At 61.6% G+C, this 15,012-nt stretch carries 17 protein-coding genes; 9 read left to right on the plus strand and 8 right to left on the minus strand.

What is annotated here, in order from left to right; all coding sequences use genetic code 11:
* Positions 1-156: 156 nt before the first annotated feature.
* From DFK10_RS08045 to DFK10_RS08075, 7 genes are all read left to right on the plus strand, one after another.
* The gene (locus DFK10_RS08045; protein ID WP_109388654.1) at positions 157-768 is read left to right on the plus strand and encodes a ribonuclease D; all 612 of its coding nucleotides are present in this window, start codon (positions 157-159) and stop codon (positions 766-768) included.
* 1 nt (position 769) lies between these two features.
* Entirely contained in the window at positions 770-1,738 is a 969-nt protein-coding gene (locus DFK10_RS08050) for a KpsF/GutQ family sugar-phosphate isomerase (RefSeq protein ID WP_109388450.1), read from the plus strand.
* Between the two features lies 1 nt (position 1,739).
* Complete coding sequence (locus DFK10_RS08055; protein ID WP_109388452.1) at positions 1,740-2,336, plus strand: hypothetical protein; 597 nt, start codon at positions 1,740-1,742, stop codon at positions 2,334-2,336.
* 5 nt (positions 2,337-2,341) lie between these two features.
* Positions 2,342-2,827: a lipopolysaccharide transport periplasmic protein LptA gene (lptA, locus tag DFK10_RS08060; protein ID WP_109388454.1), complete on the plus strand. Its 486-nt coding sequence runs from the start codon at positions 2,342-2,344 to the stop codon at positions 2,825-2,827.
* A 2-nt stretch (positions 2,828-2,829) separates the two neighbouring features.
* Positions 2,830-3,591 carry an LPS export ABC transporter ATP-binding protein gene (lptB, locus tag DFK10_RS08065; protein WP_109388456.1) on the plus strand — a complete coding sequence of 254 codons (762 nt, stop codon included), beginning with the start codon at positions 2,830-2,832 and terminating at the stop codon, positions 3,589-3,591.
* 232 nt (positions 3,592-3,823) lie between these two features.
* Positions 3,824-4,399 carry a ribosome hibernation-promoting factor, HPF/YfiA family gene (hpf, locus tag DFK10_RS08070; protein WP_109388458.1) on the plus strand — a complete coding sequence of 192 codons (576 nt, stop codon included), beginning with the start codon at positions 3,824-3,826 and terminating at the stop codon, positions 4,397-4,399.
* Positions 4,400-4,434: 35 nt separating this feature from the next.
* The gene (locus tag DFK10_RS08075; RefSeq protein ID WP_109388460.1) at positions 4,435-4,899 is read left to right on the plus strand and encodes a PTS sugar transporter subunit IIA; all 465 of its coding nucleotides are present in this window, start codon (positions 4,435-4,437) and stop codon (positions 4,897-4,899) included.
* On the opposite strand, the gene DFK10_RS08080 is transcribed toward DFK10_RS08075, so the two are convergent.
* From DFK10_RS08080 to cysQ, 7 genes are all read right to left on the minus strand, one after another.
* The gene (locus DFK10_RS08080) at positions 4,887-6,311 is read right to left on the minus strand and encodes a sulfotransferase family 2 domain-containing protein (RefSeq protein WP_109388462.1); all 1,425 of its coding nucleotides are present in this window, start codon (positions 6,309-6,311) and stop codon (positions 4,887-4,889) included. The two genes, DFK10_RS08075 and DFK10_RS08080, sit on opposite strands and share 13 nt — an antisense overlap.
* Before the next feature lie 3 nt (positions 6,312-6,314).
* The gene (locus DFK10_RS08085; protein WP_109388464.1) at positions 6,315-8,009 is read right to left on the minus strand and encodes a DUF5927 domain-containing protein; all 1,695 of its coding nucleotides are present in this window, start codon (positions 8,007-8,009) and stop codon (positions 6,315-6,317) included.
* The gene (locus DFK10_RS08090; protein WP_109388466.1) at positions 8,006-9,016 is read right to left on the minus strand and encodes a glycosyltransferase family 2 protein; all 1,011 of its coding nucleotides are present in this window, start codon (positions 9,014-9,016) and stop codon (positions 8,006-8,008) included. Before DFK10_RS08090 ends, DFK10_RS08085 begins: the two co-directional genes overlap by 4 nt.
* Positions 9,017-9,151: 135 nt before the next feature.
* On the minus strand, positions 9,152-10,195 hold the full coding sequence (locus DFK10_RS08095; protein WP_235866799.1) for a glycosyltransferase family 2 protein: 1,044 nt from the start codon (positions 10,193-10,195) through the stop codon (positions 9,152-9,154).
* A gap of 5 nt (positions 10,196-10,200) precedes the next feature.
* Positions 10,201-11,094, minus strand: coding sequence for a UTP--glucose-1-phosphate uridylyltransferase GalU (galU, locus tag DFK10_RS08100; protein ID WP_109388468.1), 894 nt, complete (start codon positions 11,092-11,094; stop codon positions 10,201-10,203).
* 103 nt (positions 11,095-11,197) lie between these two features.
* Positions 11,198-11,998 (minus strand): 3-deoxy-manno-octulosonate cytidylyltransferase, encoded by an 801-nt coding sequence (locus DFK10_RS08105; RefSeq protein ID WP_109388470.1) that lies wholly within the window; start codon positions 11,996-11,998, stop codon positions 11,198-11,200.
* Positions 11,998-12,795, minus strand: coding sequence for a 3'(2'),5'-bisphosphate nucleotidase CysQ (cysQ, locus tag DFK10_RS08110; RefSeq protein WP_109388472.1), 798 nt, complete (start codon positions 12,793-12,795; stop codon positions 11,998-12,000). Before cysQ ends, DFK10_RS08105 begins: the two co-directional genes overlap by 1 nt.
* 140 nt (positions 12,796-12,935) lie before the next feature.
* Between cysQ and DFK10_RS08115 the strand changes: the two genes are divergently transcribed.
* Complete coding sequence (locus tag DFK10_RS08115) at positions 12,936-13,757, plus strand: ABC transporter permease (protein ID WP_109388474.1); 822 nt, start codon at positions 12,936-12,938, stop codon at positions 13,755-13,757.
* Positions 13,754-14,353 (plus strand): SH3 domain-containing protein, encoded by a 600-nt coding sequence (locus DFK10_RS08120; protein WP_109388476.1) that lies wholly within the window; start codon positions 13,754-13,756, stop codon positions 14,351-14,353. The genes DFK10_RS08115 and DFK10_RS08120 overlap by 4 nt, the downstream gene beginning before the upstream one ends.
* On the opposite strand, the gene DFK10_RS08125 is transcribed toward DFK10_RS08120, so the two are convergent.
* Positions 14,350-14,985 carry an alpha-ketoglutarate-dependent dioxygenase AlkB family protein gene (locus DFK10_RS08125; RefSeq protein WP_109388478.1) on the minus strand — a complete coding sequence of 212 codons (636 nt, stop codon included), beginning with the start codon at positions 14,983-14,985 and terminating at the stop codon, positions 14,350-14,352. The genes DFK10_RS08120 and DFK10_RS08125 overlap by 4 nt on opposite strands.
* Positions 14,986-15,012 lie beyond the last annotated feature (27 nt).

A 15,012-nucleotide genomic window follows, 5' to 3' on the forward strand; every position in this document is an offset into this window, starting at 1 on the left:
GTTACCGTAGAACAAACCGTAGAACAAAACCGTACAAGAAACCTGAATCCCAATGAACGGTTTTTTGTTATTTTACAGTGACTTGATGGGGACAAGGTGCACAGATTACGATTCTTCTGGGCACCATCCCTCCCCTAGCAGGAGTAGATGGAACCGATGGCTAACCACCTTTATAAAGGCGATCTGCCCGACGGTCTGGACCTTGGCCCGGTCGTTGCAATCGACTGTGAGGCGATGGGGCTGAACCCGCACCGGGACCGGCTGTGTCTTGTGCAAATGTCAGGCGGCGACGGCGAATGCCACCTTGTGCAGGTTGCACCGGATCAGACCGAAGCGCCGAACCTGTGCAGGATGCTGACCGATCCGAAGGTGTTGAAACTGTTTCATTTCGGCCGCTTCGACATTGCCGCCCTTCTGAACGCTTTCGGTGCAGTCACCGCCCCGGTCTACTGCACCAAGATCGCCAGCAAGCTGACCCGGACCTACACGGACCGGCACGGGCTCAAGAACCTGTTGCAGGAGCTGCTGGACATCGACATTTCCAAGCAACAGCAACAAAGCGACTGGGGCGCCTCCGAGTTGAGTGAGGCGCAACTCGATTACGCGGCCTCCGACGTGCTTTACCTGCACCGTCTGAAAGAGGCGCTGGATGGCCGGCTGGCCCGCGAGGGCCGAACGGAGATGGCGCAAGCCTGTTTCGATTTCCTGCCAATGCGCGCCCGTCTCGACCTGGCCGGCTGGCCCGAGATCGACATCTTCGCGCACTGACATGGACCGCTCGAATAAATTCCTTGAGACAGCCCGCCGCGTGATCCGGTCGGAGGCCGCGGCCCTCGAAACCCTGGCCGAGGGGCTTGATGGCGGCTTTGCCGACGCCGTCGAACGAATCCTGGAAACCCGCGGGCGGGTTATCGTGTCCGGCATTGGCAAGTCCGGCCATATCGCCCGCAAGATCGCCGCCACCTTTGCCAGCACCGGCACACCGTCGCAATTCGTCCATCCGGCCGAGGCCAGCCATGGCGACCTGGGCATGATCACCACATCGGATGTGGTGTTGGCGATCTCGAATTCCGGCGAGGCCCCGGAACTGGCCAATCTTCTGGCCTATTCGCGCCGCTTCGGAATCCCGCTGATCGGCCTGACCAGCCAGCGGGACAGCACACTGGCGCGCGAGGCGGATATCGTGATCGAGATGCCCCGGACGGGCGAGGCCTGCACAACCGGGGTGGTGCCGACCAACTCCACCACCATGACATTGGCAGTCGGCGATGCGCTGGCCGTCTCGCTGATGGATCACCGCGCCTTCACCGCCGAGGATTTCCGCGACTACCACCCCGGCGGCAAGCTCGGCTCGCGGCTGGCTCGGGTGCGCGATCTGATGCATGGCGAGGACAGGGTTCCACTGGCCGGAACGGAAACGCCCATGAGCGACTGCCTGCTGACGATCAGCCAGAAGGGATTCGGCGTGGTTGGCGTGCTGGACGACGATGGCTATCTTGCCGGTATCGTGACCGATGGCGACCTGCGCCGGAACATGGTCGGCCTTCTGGACAAGACCGCCGGCGATGTCATGACCCGCAGCCCGCGCTCGATCGGACCCGATGCCCTGGCCGAGGAAGCCGTCGCCGTGATGGAAGACAACAAGATCACCTGCCTTTTCGTCGTCGATCCCGAAGGATCGCGGCGCGTGGTGGGCATCCTGCACATTCATGACTGCCTGAGGGCGGGTGTGGTCTGAAATGGCGCGCGCCGAGTCTCTCCGGTCACGTTACGTCGCCATCCTGAAGATCGCTCTGCCTCTGGCAGCGCTGGCACTGATGTCGACCGTCTTTCTGCTGGCCCGCGCGCCACTGCCCAGCGGTGACATTCCCTACGCCGAGATCGAGGGGATCGCGCGGGAACCGCGCGTCTCAGGCGCTCAGGTGACAGGCGTGGCCACGGATGGCTCGGTGGTCGAGGTCATCGCCGGGCGGGCACGTCCGGACGGCGCCCTGATCAGCATCGACGACCTGCGCGCGAATATCGTGTCCGTCGAGGGCGTCGAGATTGCGATTCGCGCCGGTGACGGCGAGGTGGACAATGACGCTCAGGTCGCCCGCCTGTTCGGCCTGACACGGATATCCACGTCGAACGGCTACGAGATGGAAACGACAGGCCTGTCCGCCAGTATCGCCAGCGGGCGCGTCGAATCCGATGGCGCACTGGAAGTTCGCACCCCTTTCGGCGATCTGACCGCCGGCAAGCTGGTGATCGAGACACCGAATGCCGAAGCCGGTCAAAGGATGCTTTTCCAAGAGGGCGTTCGGCTGGTATACGATCCCAAGCAAGGGGATTGACTGACGTGCGACATTTCCAAATCGGGGCACTGGCCCTCTTCGTGTTCTTCGCGACACTGGCCGCGGCACAGACAAACCTCACCCTGGGGGCGGTCAATGCCGACCCAAGCGCCCCGGTCGAGATTTCCGCCGACAGCCTGAGCGTGGATCAGGATACCGGCATCGCCACCTTCAGCGGCAACGTCGAGGTCGGCCAGGGCGACATGCGTCTCGCCGCAGCCGAGGTCGTGGTGAATTACAATGAGCAGACCGGCGAGATCGACAGCCTGACCGTCACGGGGGGCGTCACATTCGTTACCCCGACCGAAGCCGCCGAGGCCGAACGCGCGGAGTATGACATTTCAGGTGGTATGCTGGTGCTGATCGGTGACGTGCTTGTCACCCAGGGCCCCAGCGCAATGTCGGCCGATCAGATGCGTATCGATCTGCAAACAGGCAATGCCCTGATGGAAGGCCGGGTGCGCACCATTCTCAACCCCGAAGAGGGCTGAAGATGACACAGGCCCCCGACCTATTTGTCACCGACGGCGATGTGGGGCTGCATATCCGCAACCTGCGGAAGGCCTATCGCAAGCGCCTCGTGATCCGCGATGTCAGCATGGATCTCGGGCGGGGCGAGGTCGTGGCGCTGTTGGGGCCGAACGGATCGGGCAAGACAACCTGTTTCTACGCCATTGCCGGACTGATAACACCCGAGGGCGGGCAGGTCGTCATCGACGGGCGCGATGTCACGACCCTGCCCATGTATCGTCGCGCCAAGCTGGGAATCGGCTACCTGCCGCAGGAGATGTCGATTTTCCGGGGCCTGTCGGTCGAGGACAACATCATGGCGATCCTCGAAATCTCGATCAAGCAAAGGCGACGGCGGCGCGAGCGGCTGGAAGAGCTGCTGAGCGAATTTTCCATCGAGCATTTGCGGCAGGCCCCGGCCATGGCCCTGTCCGGAGGCGAACGCCGCCGCGCCGAGATCGCGCGGTGCCTGGCGGCAGATCCGAAATATGTTCTTCTGGACGAGCCCTTTGCCGGGGTGGATCCCATCGCCGTGGGTGAGATCCGGCACCTGGTCTCGGACCTGCGCAATCGTGGGATCGGCGTGCTGATCACAGACCATAACGTTCAGGAAACCCTGCAAATCGTAGACCGCGCCTATATCCTCCATGACGGCAAGGTTCTGATGAGCGGCACCACGGACGAGGTCATCCGGAACGAGAACGTGCGCCGGGTCTATCTGGGCGACAGCTTTCGCGTTCAATAGCCGGCCAAGCCCTGCCGGAAACCCGCTTGCCCATTGACAAGGCCGCCCAACCTGTCGCCAACTGAGGGGGATGACAAAGACGGTTTTCCTTGGCTGCCCGGGTATCGCTTTTCTGGCGACGGGTGCGCTCAAACCGAAGAACGCCATCGTCATCCCCCACGACAGCATCGCCTGAACCCCGGACTTTTCTGTCCGGACGAATGTCGTCTGTCGCAACCTGGAAGGAGAAGAAATGCGCTATCAGATCACTGGCAAACAGATTGATATCGGAGAAGCCCTGCAAACTCACGTCAAGACCGAGCTGGGCGACGTTTTCGAGAAATATTCGGGCCGTCCCACCGATGCCAACGTGATCTTTTCCAAGAGCGGCAGCGAATTCAACTGCGAGGCCGTCGTGCATCTTTCCACCGGCCTGACGACCCAGGCCAAGGGCCATGCCCATGAAATCTATGCCGCTTTCGACGCGGCGCGCGACAAGATGGACAAACAACTCAGGCGTTACAAGCGCCGCCTGAAGGACCACCATAAAGAGCGCGCGGAGCCTGTTGAACTTCTCGAAGCGGGCGCCTATATCCTCGCGTCAAATACCGAGTCGGAGGATACCGAACCGGAAAACGTCACGTCCATGATCGTGGCCGAGATGGAAACCAAGATTCCATCGCTCTCTGTCGGAGAGGCGGTCATGCAGATGGAACTGGCGGATTCTCCGGTGCAGGTCTTCCGCAACGAAGGACATGGCGGGATCAACGTCGTATACCGGCGCGAGGATGGCAACATCGGCTGGATCGACCCGCGAAATACGGGCTAGGCCGGAACCGGCCGAACACGGAAAGCGAGCGACGAATGCAAATCTCGGAAATCCTGCCTGCCGAGGGCACGAAGTTCATTTCGGCTGCCAGCAGCAAGAAACAGCTGTTTCACGCTTTGGCCGAAATGGCCGAGGGCTGTTTCGACGTGAACGCCACGAATGTCGTGGAGGCGCTTCTTGAACGCGAAAGCCTTGGCCCCACTGGTGTGGGCCATGGCGTCGCCCTGCCGCATGCGCGCATGGCAGGTTTGGACCGGGTTTGCGGGTTGTTCCTGCGCCTCAAGAAGCCGCTGGACTTCGATTCGGTGGATCGTCAGCCGGTGGACCTCGTCTTCGCACTCTTCGCTCCCGAAGCCGCAGGGGTGGAACACCTCAAGGCACTGGCATTGGTATCTCGGACACTGCGCGATGACTCGGTCTGCGCGAAGCTGCGATCCAATGACGATGCCGCAACGCTCTATACCATCCTGACCGAGGAAAAGACCTCTCAGGCGGCGTAATCGCTGAACCCGAAGGTCATGTAGTCGCGCGCATAAACGTCCCGCGCGGCCTTTTCGATGTCCTTGTCGTAAATCTCAGCCAGACGGGCGGCATGCGGATCGGTGACATCACCGACAGCCGGCATCGTGGCCTTGCCGACCTGAGCGGCCAGGAAGGCCAGATCGTCCTCCATCCGGTCTTCACGGATGATCATGTCGGGCATGGCGAAATCCGAAAATCCCTGAAGCACGGTTGACTGGCTGGCCCAGAAAGGATCGACGCGGATCGCCGTCTGGCCTGCCAGATTGGCCTTCACGAATTGCAGGAATCCCAGGAACGCGGCCCGATGGCGCTGCCGGGTGTAGGATGCATCCGGTTCGCCATTTGGGATATCCAGCTTGAACTGTTGCCTGAGGATCTTGCGGATCTCGACATAGGCACCCGGCGCTGTCGACAGGATCTTGTCGCAAAAGGCCGCATGGGCCCGTGCAACAGGATGGCGCAGCACCGCGAAGGACCGATGCCCCGGATGATCGCGCTTCCACTTGCGCAGGGTCTTCTGGTTGAAGCCACCGATCAGCCGGTCTGCCGCCGCTTCGTCCAGCCCGGCCAGCCAATCGAGCACCGCGGCCTCGGGGCCACCGCGAATGGGCAGGAACAGCAACGGGCTGTGCGGCGCGGCGACATAGCTGGGCACGACGGGGCCGCGCCGGGGCTCGAAATTCGGGGTGCGGTTCAGGTTGAACCGGTCCAGCCGCGCCAGCGCCTCTTCCATCTTGTCGAAGTTGCTGACCTTGTCGGCCATCGGTGCCGGGTTCTGCTTTTTCAGACTCTTGTCCAGCGCCTCCAGCCGCGCATCGCTTCCCAGGAAACGGGCGAGGCCGTTCATGACCTCGACGTCCTGCAGATCCTCGTAAGCGATGTAGAACGCACTTTGTCCCGTGCGCTGTAACCGGTTCAGCAAGGCGACCTGAAAGGCCTGCAGGGCCTCAAGGTGCGCTTCGAATTCGGTGGCGTCGAACGCCACGGTCCGCGCCTTGGCGTGTTTCACATTGGTCAGTTTCCATTGGCCCGTGGCCTGCGCAATCTTCCAGCTGACATAGCTTTCGACCGGGTTGCGGGTCAGGATGACCTTTCCACAGCGCGGGTCATTCAGAATATCATCCAGAACGCGGGGATCATGGTCGTTGAAGAAGCGGAACCCGTTCAATCCCTCTGCCGCCTTGATCCGATCCAGCAGGCGATGCGGGTCGGCATCGCGTTCGGCACGTGTGACCCCAAGGGTTTCTTCCCGGTTGGGGTAGCTGATGAAGGCGGGATTGAACGCCTCCCCATGGCAATGCAGCCCGTCCAGCGCGTTTATGTTCACTTCCAGGAAATTCGATCCGGTCCGCATTTCGGCGAACACAACGAAATAATCGAATTTGGGCATCGTTCACCTGACCAGATAGGGTTTGCGTTGCGGGCGGCGGGGTTGGCGCGGGGTCGGATCGCTGGGGAAATCACCCATCAGATAGGGGTGCATGCCCTGGTTCTTGAGGTTCTGAAGGAATTGCGCAAACCCCGTGAGATCGACCATTTTCGGCGCCTCCGTGATCGTGCGGACATTCTTCGCACCCATTTCATCGAAAACGGTCTGCAGCGCCTCCATGGGGCTGTCCACGAATTCCGCCAGGGTCCATATCCGGATGCGTGCCTTCGACCAGTAGGAGCGCAACGCGTCCAGATGTTCGGACTCAATGCGTTGAAGTTCGGCCGCTGCGGCGCGGATCTCCGAGAAATTGCGGTTCGACAGGAAGAGCGGGATCGACCAGGCCCCGGTTATGACGCTGATCTGCGCGTTGGGATCCTTGGCGATATCCCAGCTTATGAACTGGCTGTCGGTGGGGCCGAACTGGAAACACTGCCGTTCGCCACGCGTGTTCCAGATAAGGTTGGTCAGGAACATGCGGGCATTGTGGTCGCGCAGTTTCGGGTTATCGCACAACGCGCCGGCAAAGGTTTTCTGCCGGCCCTCGAACTCCACCCGCTCGGGCGAAAAAAGGTGCCCGTGAACGCGCGTTTTCGTCACCCGCGCAAGCCAGGGCTCGAAATCCTCGAACAGCTCGGCAAAACCCTCGAAAACCGAGTATGGCGCCGAGGTAAACCCGTTTTCGTGGCCATCGCGCGGCAGGCGAGATTGCATGAACAGGCCCGCCCGCCCCCGCGTGCGCCGTTCAACCGCCTTGGAAAAGATACGGTCGATCTTGCCGGGGTTGGGCTCGCTTCCCTTCATCGGGTTGGCAGACTTCAGGAACGTATCATAGAGCAGGTCGGCATTGGGCCAGATCTTGCGGGCAACAAAACAATCCGACCGACGCAGCAATTGCAGGTGATCGTCATAGAAGATGTGCGGCTTGCCCTGGTAGTCGAACTTGGAAAGCGTCAGCGACCGGCTTTCCACGTTCTGCGAATACAGCCGGACAAGCGTCTGGAAATAGCTTTCGTCAGGGATCCAGACCCGTCGGAAATACCTGTCGTATATCGGGCGATCCGGATCCTCGAGGATCGCGGAAAGTGTCTGGCGCGTCAGGCACCACCACTGCGACCCCATATGGGGCACGATGCCCTCGGGCAGCTTGCGATGCAGTTTGAAACGGCGCTGGAACTCCACGTAGCGGTCGAACAGGAACCGCTGCTTGCGGAAGGAAAACGGAAAACGCAGCGTGAACCGCTCGAATTCCAGACCGCCAACAGTCCAGGGCACGTCGGCTGTCGTGGCGCTTTCGATGAAATCGGTGCGGGGCCGGTCGGCCAGATAGTCCTTCAGTTCCTGGACCGGCCGCAATGGCATGCAAGACCCGGAGGCCAGGTAGGCATGGCGCACATCGGGGAAATTCCGCAGCAATTGTTCCGACGCCGTCTGCGAAGCGGCGACGATGCCCCATGTGCCCCATTCGCAGCGATGCCGTTTCGAGAATTGCACATCCGGGAGGTCGGCCACGGATTCGACGAACCGGTCATATGTGGCCCGATCGACGTTGCGGTCGACGTGTATCACGACCGGGCAGCCGGCCGCAGACCAATGACGGATCACCTGTTCGGCGCGGTGCAGCGCGGTGTGCACCAGGATGACGACCCCGAGACTCATGCCCAGTTCCCCTTGGACATAAGGCCAAGAATCTCCAGCTGGCGCCAGTTGATGTATTTCTCGGACCATTTGCACCACAGGTCGGGGTGTTCGGCCAGACCCTCGGCATAGGCCTTGTACTCATGGCTGTTTGCGTAGTGCTGGCCGCGCTCCAGTTCCTCGCGCGCCTTTTCGGTGAAGGTGTCCAGGAACTTGGTATGCAAGAGCACGCCCGAGGCCTTTTCCCCGCCCCATTCATCATAGACCAGGTTCAGGCCACGCGGCAGCAGCATGTGGGTCGAGCTGACATAGGCATAGCGCTTGTCCCACTTGACCAGCGGCGTCTTGTTCAGGGCCGGGGCGCGCCAGGGTTCCTCGGTGAAGAACATCCGTGCGCGCGGGCCACCCTGGATCCAAAGATTGTAGAAAAGATGGTTCTTGGAGATCGTATAATTGCCCGCGTCGAACCATGACGCGATTTCCAGCGGGTTCTGTCCGCGTTGATAGGGCACCGCGTCAATCCTGCCCTTGGGATACATATCGAGCAGCATCGCAGAGAACGACCGAATCTCTGACGCCTCCAGCCAGTCGGTCAGGGCGCGGATGGGGCGGGTGTCACAGAACGGAAAGACGAAGAATTCGTCAGGGTCGACGACAAGCGTCCAGTGGCCATGCGCATATTTGCGTTGCAGGTAGTTCAACCAATCAACGCCGAACCGCGCCCGCCGATAGCTGCCCTTCGTGGTCCAAAGCGACACGTCCGGCTGTTCGGCCAGGTATTCGCGGCCGCCATCCGTGCTGTCGTTGTCCACGATGATGAAATGATCGACGCCGAGGTCGCGATAGTATTTCAGGAAATAGGGAAGACGGATATCCTCGTTGCGCAGGGTCGAGAACAACAGGATGTCACCGGCCCTGATCTGATCGGTCCGGTTGCGAACCTCTCGCAATTCACGCGATTTCCGGCGGGCGCGCAGGTGCCAGCGCTTGCGTTGCAAACGGAGCCGATATGATTGCCAGACACCCAAATGTCACCTTCCTGCCCGTCCCGCCATGGCATTTGCCTCTGACGATAATGCCGTCTCATTCGCCTGCCTGCTACTCTGAAGAGAACGCCATCAATTGTTTCCATTCATTAAACAAAAGCACGATCTAGGCAAGGTTCAGGGCCAGTCGCCCCGGCCAATCAGGCCAAGCTGCTCCAACTGGCTTGGTCCTTCGTAACGGGTCGCGCCCGGATACCACAAGTCCACACCGGCGATCAGGGACTGGTGATAGGGCGCGTAAAGCGCGGAATTCTCGAAATGCTGGCGACGATTCAACTCCTCCGCTGATTTCGCCCCGATGTCTGGCAGGAACTTGGTATGCAACAGAACGCCCGTGGGTCGCCCGGGCTCGAACACCCGGTTCAGCCGCATCGGCAACGCCTGATGGGTCGAGGTGACATAGGCAAAACGCCGGTTCCAACGCACCAATGGCGTCTTGTTCAGCGTCGGTGCGCGCTCGGGTTCGGTCCGAAAAAAGGCACGGTCACGGGGCCCACCCTGAATCCAGAGGTTGTCGAAAACCCGATGCCGCTGGCCGCGATAGCCGGTCGCGTCGAACCATCGCAGGTGATCCAGCGGATCGTCACCGGCATTGAATCCCCCCTCGGTAACCGACCGGTCCGGATAGAGGTCGAGCATCAGCGCCCCGAAAGCATCGCGCCCGGTCTTGTCCAGATGCGCCGTCAATTGCCGAAGGTCACGCCCCCCGGGCAGAACAAGCAGTTCATCCGCATCGACGGTCAGGCACCACTTGCCATGCCCGAACCGGAATTGAAGGCAGGTCAGCCAATCGACGCCGAACCGCGACTGCTTGTAGCTCGCCCCGGTCCGCCAAAGCGATACGTCCCGCTGGCCTTCCAGGAACGCAGCGGTTCCATCATCGCTGTCATTGTCCACGATCACGAAATGATCGACCCCGAGCGCCCGGTAGTGATCAAGGAAATGCGGCAGGCGCAACATCTCGTTGCGGATCGTGGAGAAGGCGAGGATCGGTGCGGCGCGGATACGGTCCGGCATCACGGAATGGCGGCGCAGCTCCTTGCGGCGGCGCAGCGACCGCGCAAGCAGCCGGCGACGCTTCCAGCGCATGCGATAGGCGAACCATAGCGAGGTGGGTGCGGTCCGGGGCGCCGAGGCGTCCATGTCCGCAAAAATGGTCATGAAGCCTATTGCGCCGCCTGGCGCATCGACATGAGGTCTTGCAGATACTCGCCGAATTCTTCGCGCAGATCATCGCGCGCCAGCCCGAAGGCAACCGTCGCCTGCAGGAAACCGGCCTTGGACCCGCAATCGAAGCGCTCACCCCGGAACCGGTAGCCGAACACGTCGCGGCCTGCTTGGATCTCGGCGGCAATGGCGTCTGTCAGCTGGATTTCTCCGCCGGAACCCGTCTTGATACGGCTCAGGTTGCGCATGATGTCAGGTGTCAGGATGTAGCGGCCGATCACGGCGAGGTTCGAGGGCGCCTCTTCCGCGGGGGGTTTTTCCACCATGCCCTGAACCGATACGGTTTCGCCCCGGTCTTCACGGATATCCAGCACGCCGTAGGCCGATGTCTTGTCCTGCGGCACATCCATCGCGGCAACCATGCAGCCGCCGGTTTCGGCGTGGGTCTCGACCATCTGCTGCAGACAGGGCTTTTCCGCCGCGATCACGTCGTCGGGCAAGATCACCGCGAAAGGCTCGTTGCCGATCAGGCGCCGGGCGCACCAGACGGCGTGGCCCAGCCCCATCGCCTTGTGCTGCCGGATATAGGCGATGGCACCGCTATCCATATTGGTGGTCTTGAGCGTGGCGAGCAGGTCTTCCTTACCCGCCTTGCGCAACGTGTTTTCCAGCTCGGGCGAATGGTCGAAATAATCCTCCAGCGCGGATTTCCCGCGCGAGGTGACGAAGATGAAGTCCTTGATCCCGGCCGCGCGCGCCTCATCAATCGCGTATTGGATCAGGGGCCGATCCACCAGCGTCATGATTTCCTTGGGGATCGACTTCGTCGCCGGAAGAAACCGCGTCCCCTTGCCCGCAACCGGAAAAATCGCCTTCGTCACTCGTTTCTTCATGTCACATCCTTGGTCGTCTCAGGAAAGGCGCGTCAATCGCATCAGATACTGTCACAAACATGATCCCTCCGTGACCTCCAAGGGGAGATCCCCGGAAAATTGATCATGACTGATTCATTTCTACCATCATCGCCTCGATTCGCGCGACGTCCTCGGGATTGTTGAGCTCCCAGAACTGCCGGCCTCGCGCCTCGACCTCGACACACAGCATGGGGACGTCACGTTCGAGGAACCGCAACTGTTCCAACCCTTCGAGGTCTTCCAGGGCGCCGACCGGCCAGCGCGAATAGGCCGCAAGGGCCGACGGACGATAGGCATAGACGCCGACATGATGAAACACCGGCGTGTCCTCGTCCGCGGCGTAGCTATGCGAGGTGAAGGGCACGACTTCTTTCGAGAAATACAGCGCCTCGTGATTTGTGCCGAACACCGCTGTCGTGCCGCCCACGCGACCGTTGCGGCGATCTTCGAGAAAGCCGTTCAAGGCGCGCCCGTCGCAGCGCAGCACCGGCGTCGCGACCTCGGCGACCGGGTGATCGCGCAGCGCCAGGACCAGATCCTCGATGAACCAGGCGGGGGTCAACGGCGCGTCGCCCTGAAGATTGACCACGATGTCATAGCCCCCGCCCAGGACATCCAGCGCCTCGGCGCAGCGTTCCGTGCCATTGCGGCAGGTCTCCGAAGTCATCACGACCTCGGCGCCGAAAGCCTGTGCGGCGTCGCGAATACGGGTGTCATCGGTGGCCACCACCACCCGATCCACGCCGGAAACCGCCTTGGCGGCTTCCCACGATCTTTGAATCAGGCTCTTGGATTCGCCCGTCGCACCTCGCAACGCCACCAGCGGCTTGCCGGGGTAGCGGGTCGAAGCGTAGCGCGCGGGTATGACGACCAGGACTGACATCAGGCAGGCTTCAAATCCACACCCGGCGCGTAGGCTATGAAGAACGGGTTTGCGAAGCCGTCCTTGCCATAGCGCAGCGGTTGGTGATCGTCGAAACGCACCACGTCTCCGCCCGCGCCGACCAGAACCGCATGGCCGGCAGCGGTGTCCCATTCCATTGTGCGGCCGACGCGAGGATAGAGATCGGCCTCGCCCGTGGCGACAAGACAGAGTTTCAGCGACGAGCCCGCGCTCTTGCTGTCCTTGATCGCGTATTTGGCGATGTAATCCTCCGTGGCCTGGTCGCGATGCGACTTCGAGGCAACGATCATCAGCGCGTCATTGTCCGGCGCGCTGACCCGGATCGGGTGGGTCTCGCCGGGCGTCGCCTTGTCAAATGGCCCGGCCTCTTCAACGGCATTTCCTCCGGCATCGGTATAGAACAGCCGCCCCCTCGCAGGCGCGTAGACGACGCCCCGCACCGGGCTGCCATCCAGAACATAGGCAATGTTCACGGTAAAGTCGCCGCGGCGGTTGATAAATTCCTTGGTGCCGTCCAGCGGATCGACAATCAGGAACGTGCTGGCCGACTGGTCATGCGACGCGGCCTGTTCCTCGGTCACCAGCGCGATATCCGGAAAGGCTGCCCGCAGCCCGGCCGAGATATGCGCGTCGGCGGCTTCGTCGGCGGCGGTCACCGGGCTGTCATCTCCCTTCGTTCGGACTTCGAAATCGGGGGCGTTGTAGATGTCCATGATGATGTCGCCGGCTTCCAACGCGAGGCGTCGCATCACCGTGATTAGGTTGTGTAGGTCCAAGGATATGCTCCTGCCCGCGTATTGAGCGGTTCTTGTTGATCGGTCAGGTCGGCCCACTTATGCTGATTGCTACAATAAACGGCAAGGAAATCGTGGTTTCCTTGACCGACAGCATAGCAGGCAGACCCCGAGCGCACCCCATGTTCGACGCCAACAGAATCCAGACACGGTCGCGCGGAGCGTTTGCGCTGCTGGAACTGATCTATCATTCCATCGTGCGCGATATCCGTAAGGAACACCGATACGCCGTTATCGGTCTGATCATGAATATCATGCAGACCATGGTGTTCGTCCTGGCCTTCTACTTCATGTTCTCGGTTCTGGGGTTGAAGGGCACAGCGATCCGGGGGGATTTCCTGATCTACATCATGTCCGGGATTTTCCTGTTCATGACCCATATCAAGGCCATGGGCGCAGTCATGAAGTCGGAAGGACCTGCTTCGGCCATGATGAAGCACGCCCCGATGAACACGATCGTCGCAATATCGGCGGCCGCGCTCAGTTCGCTCTACATCCAGGTCCTGTCCATGGCGGTGGTCCTGTTTCTGTATCACGCGATCATGGAGCCGATCACCATTCACGACCCGGTCGGCGCAATGGGCATGGTCCTATTGGCCTGGTTCTCGGGCTGCGCGGTCGGCATCATCTTTCTTGGGCTCAAACCCTGGCTGCCGGGGTTCGTGGCCATCGCCTCGTCGATCTATTCGCGCGCCAACATGATCGCCAGCGGCAAGATGTTCGTGGCCAACACCCTCCCCAGCACGATGCTCGCCCTTTTCGACTGGAACCCGCTGTTCCACTGCATCGATCAGGCGCGGGGCTTTGCCTTCATCAACTACAACCCGCATTTCAGCTCGATTTCCTATCCGCTGATCGTCAGTTTGGTGCTGATCATGATCGGCCTGATGCTGGAATTCTATTCGCGCCAGAACGTATCAGCCAGCATGAACGCAACCCGATGAGATACCTGCTTGCTTTCCTCCTTGCTCTGGCACTTCCCGCCATGTCCGCCGCCCAGACCGGTTGGCCCGCCCTCTACGATGTTGCGGGCGTCGCCAGTGACGATGTGCTGAACGTGCGCGCCGGACCGGGCGCCGGCTTCGACAAGCTGGGCAGCCTGCCCCACGACGCCGAAGGGATCGAGGTTATCGACGTCGATGACGGCGTCCGCTGGGGCCGGATCAATCTTGATGAGCGGTCGGGATGGGTCTCGCTGGCCTATCTGCGCCGCCTGCCGGGCCAGGGCGACAGGGCGTTCCCCGCCGTCGCGCGCTGTTACGGCACCGAGCCGTTCTGGGACCTGGAGCGTGACGGCGACTCCGTGACCTTTCGATTGTTGGTGGATGTCATCGCCGGTCCGGTCGCCGTGCAACAGACGCGGTCGACGGGGCGGCTGGACAGGTTCGGCTTCGCCGGCACGGGGATCGCCGCGACAATCGCTCGATCCGCCTGCAATGACGGCATGTCCGACCGCCAGTATGGCCTGTCGATCGAGGTGTTGCTCCGCTCCGGTGGCGACTGGACCCAGTATTCGGGGTGCTGCTCGCTCCAACGCTAGGTGACGACCCGCAGGGTCAGGTTGATCCGCCCACCATCCTTCAAGAGTGGCGACGTGCCATCCTTGACCCGGTCGATCCCGTGATAGACCAGCCGTGCCGCCCCGCCCATGCGCAGCACGTCGCCCGACCGCAGCCAGACGCTTTCGGTCTTGCCGCCGCGCGTCGTGTTGCCGATGCGGAACAGGGCTTCGTCCCCCAGTGAAATGGACAGAACCGGCTGGTCGAAATCCGCCTCGTCGCGATCCTGATGCATCCCCATGCGTGCGCCCGGCGGGTAGAAATTCACGAGGCAGCAATCAGGCTGGCGATCCGTGCCCGACAGCGCCTCCCATACATCGAGAATCGAGCGCGGGATCGGCGGCCAGTCCATGCCCTCCGGGTGCCGCTCTTCGTAGCGGTAACCGGATCGGTCCGTGACCCAGCCATACCGCCCGGCCGAGGTCATGCGTACGCTCATCTTCCGGCCTGACGGGGTCACAGGCTCGAACAGGGGCGCCGCTGCCGCTATGGCGCGAATGTCGTCCAGCATGGCGCCCTGCCGATCCGGAGACAGCCAGGATTCCCACAGATCGACCCCGCGAATGGAAAGCGTCGGCGCAACACCCGGGCCTGATTCCTCGAATTTGCTCATTCCTATGCCTTTCCGCTGCTTGCAGCC

The sequence above is a fragment of the Salibaculum griseiflavum genome, from assembly GCF_003129565.1.
GTDB classification, from domain to species: domain Bacteria; phylum Pseudomonadota; class Alphaproteobacteria; order Rhodobacterales; family Rhodobacteraceae; genus Salibaculum; species Salibaculum griseiflavum.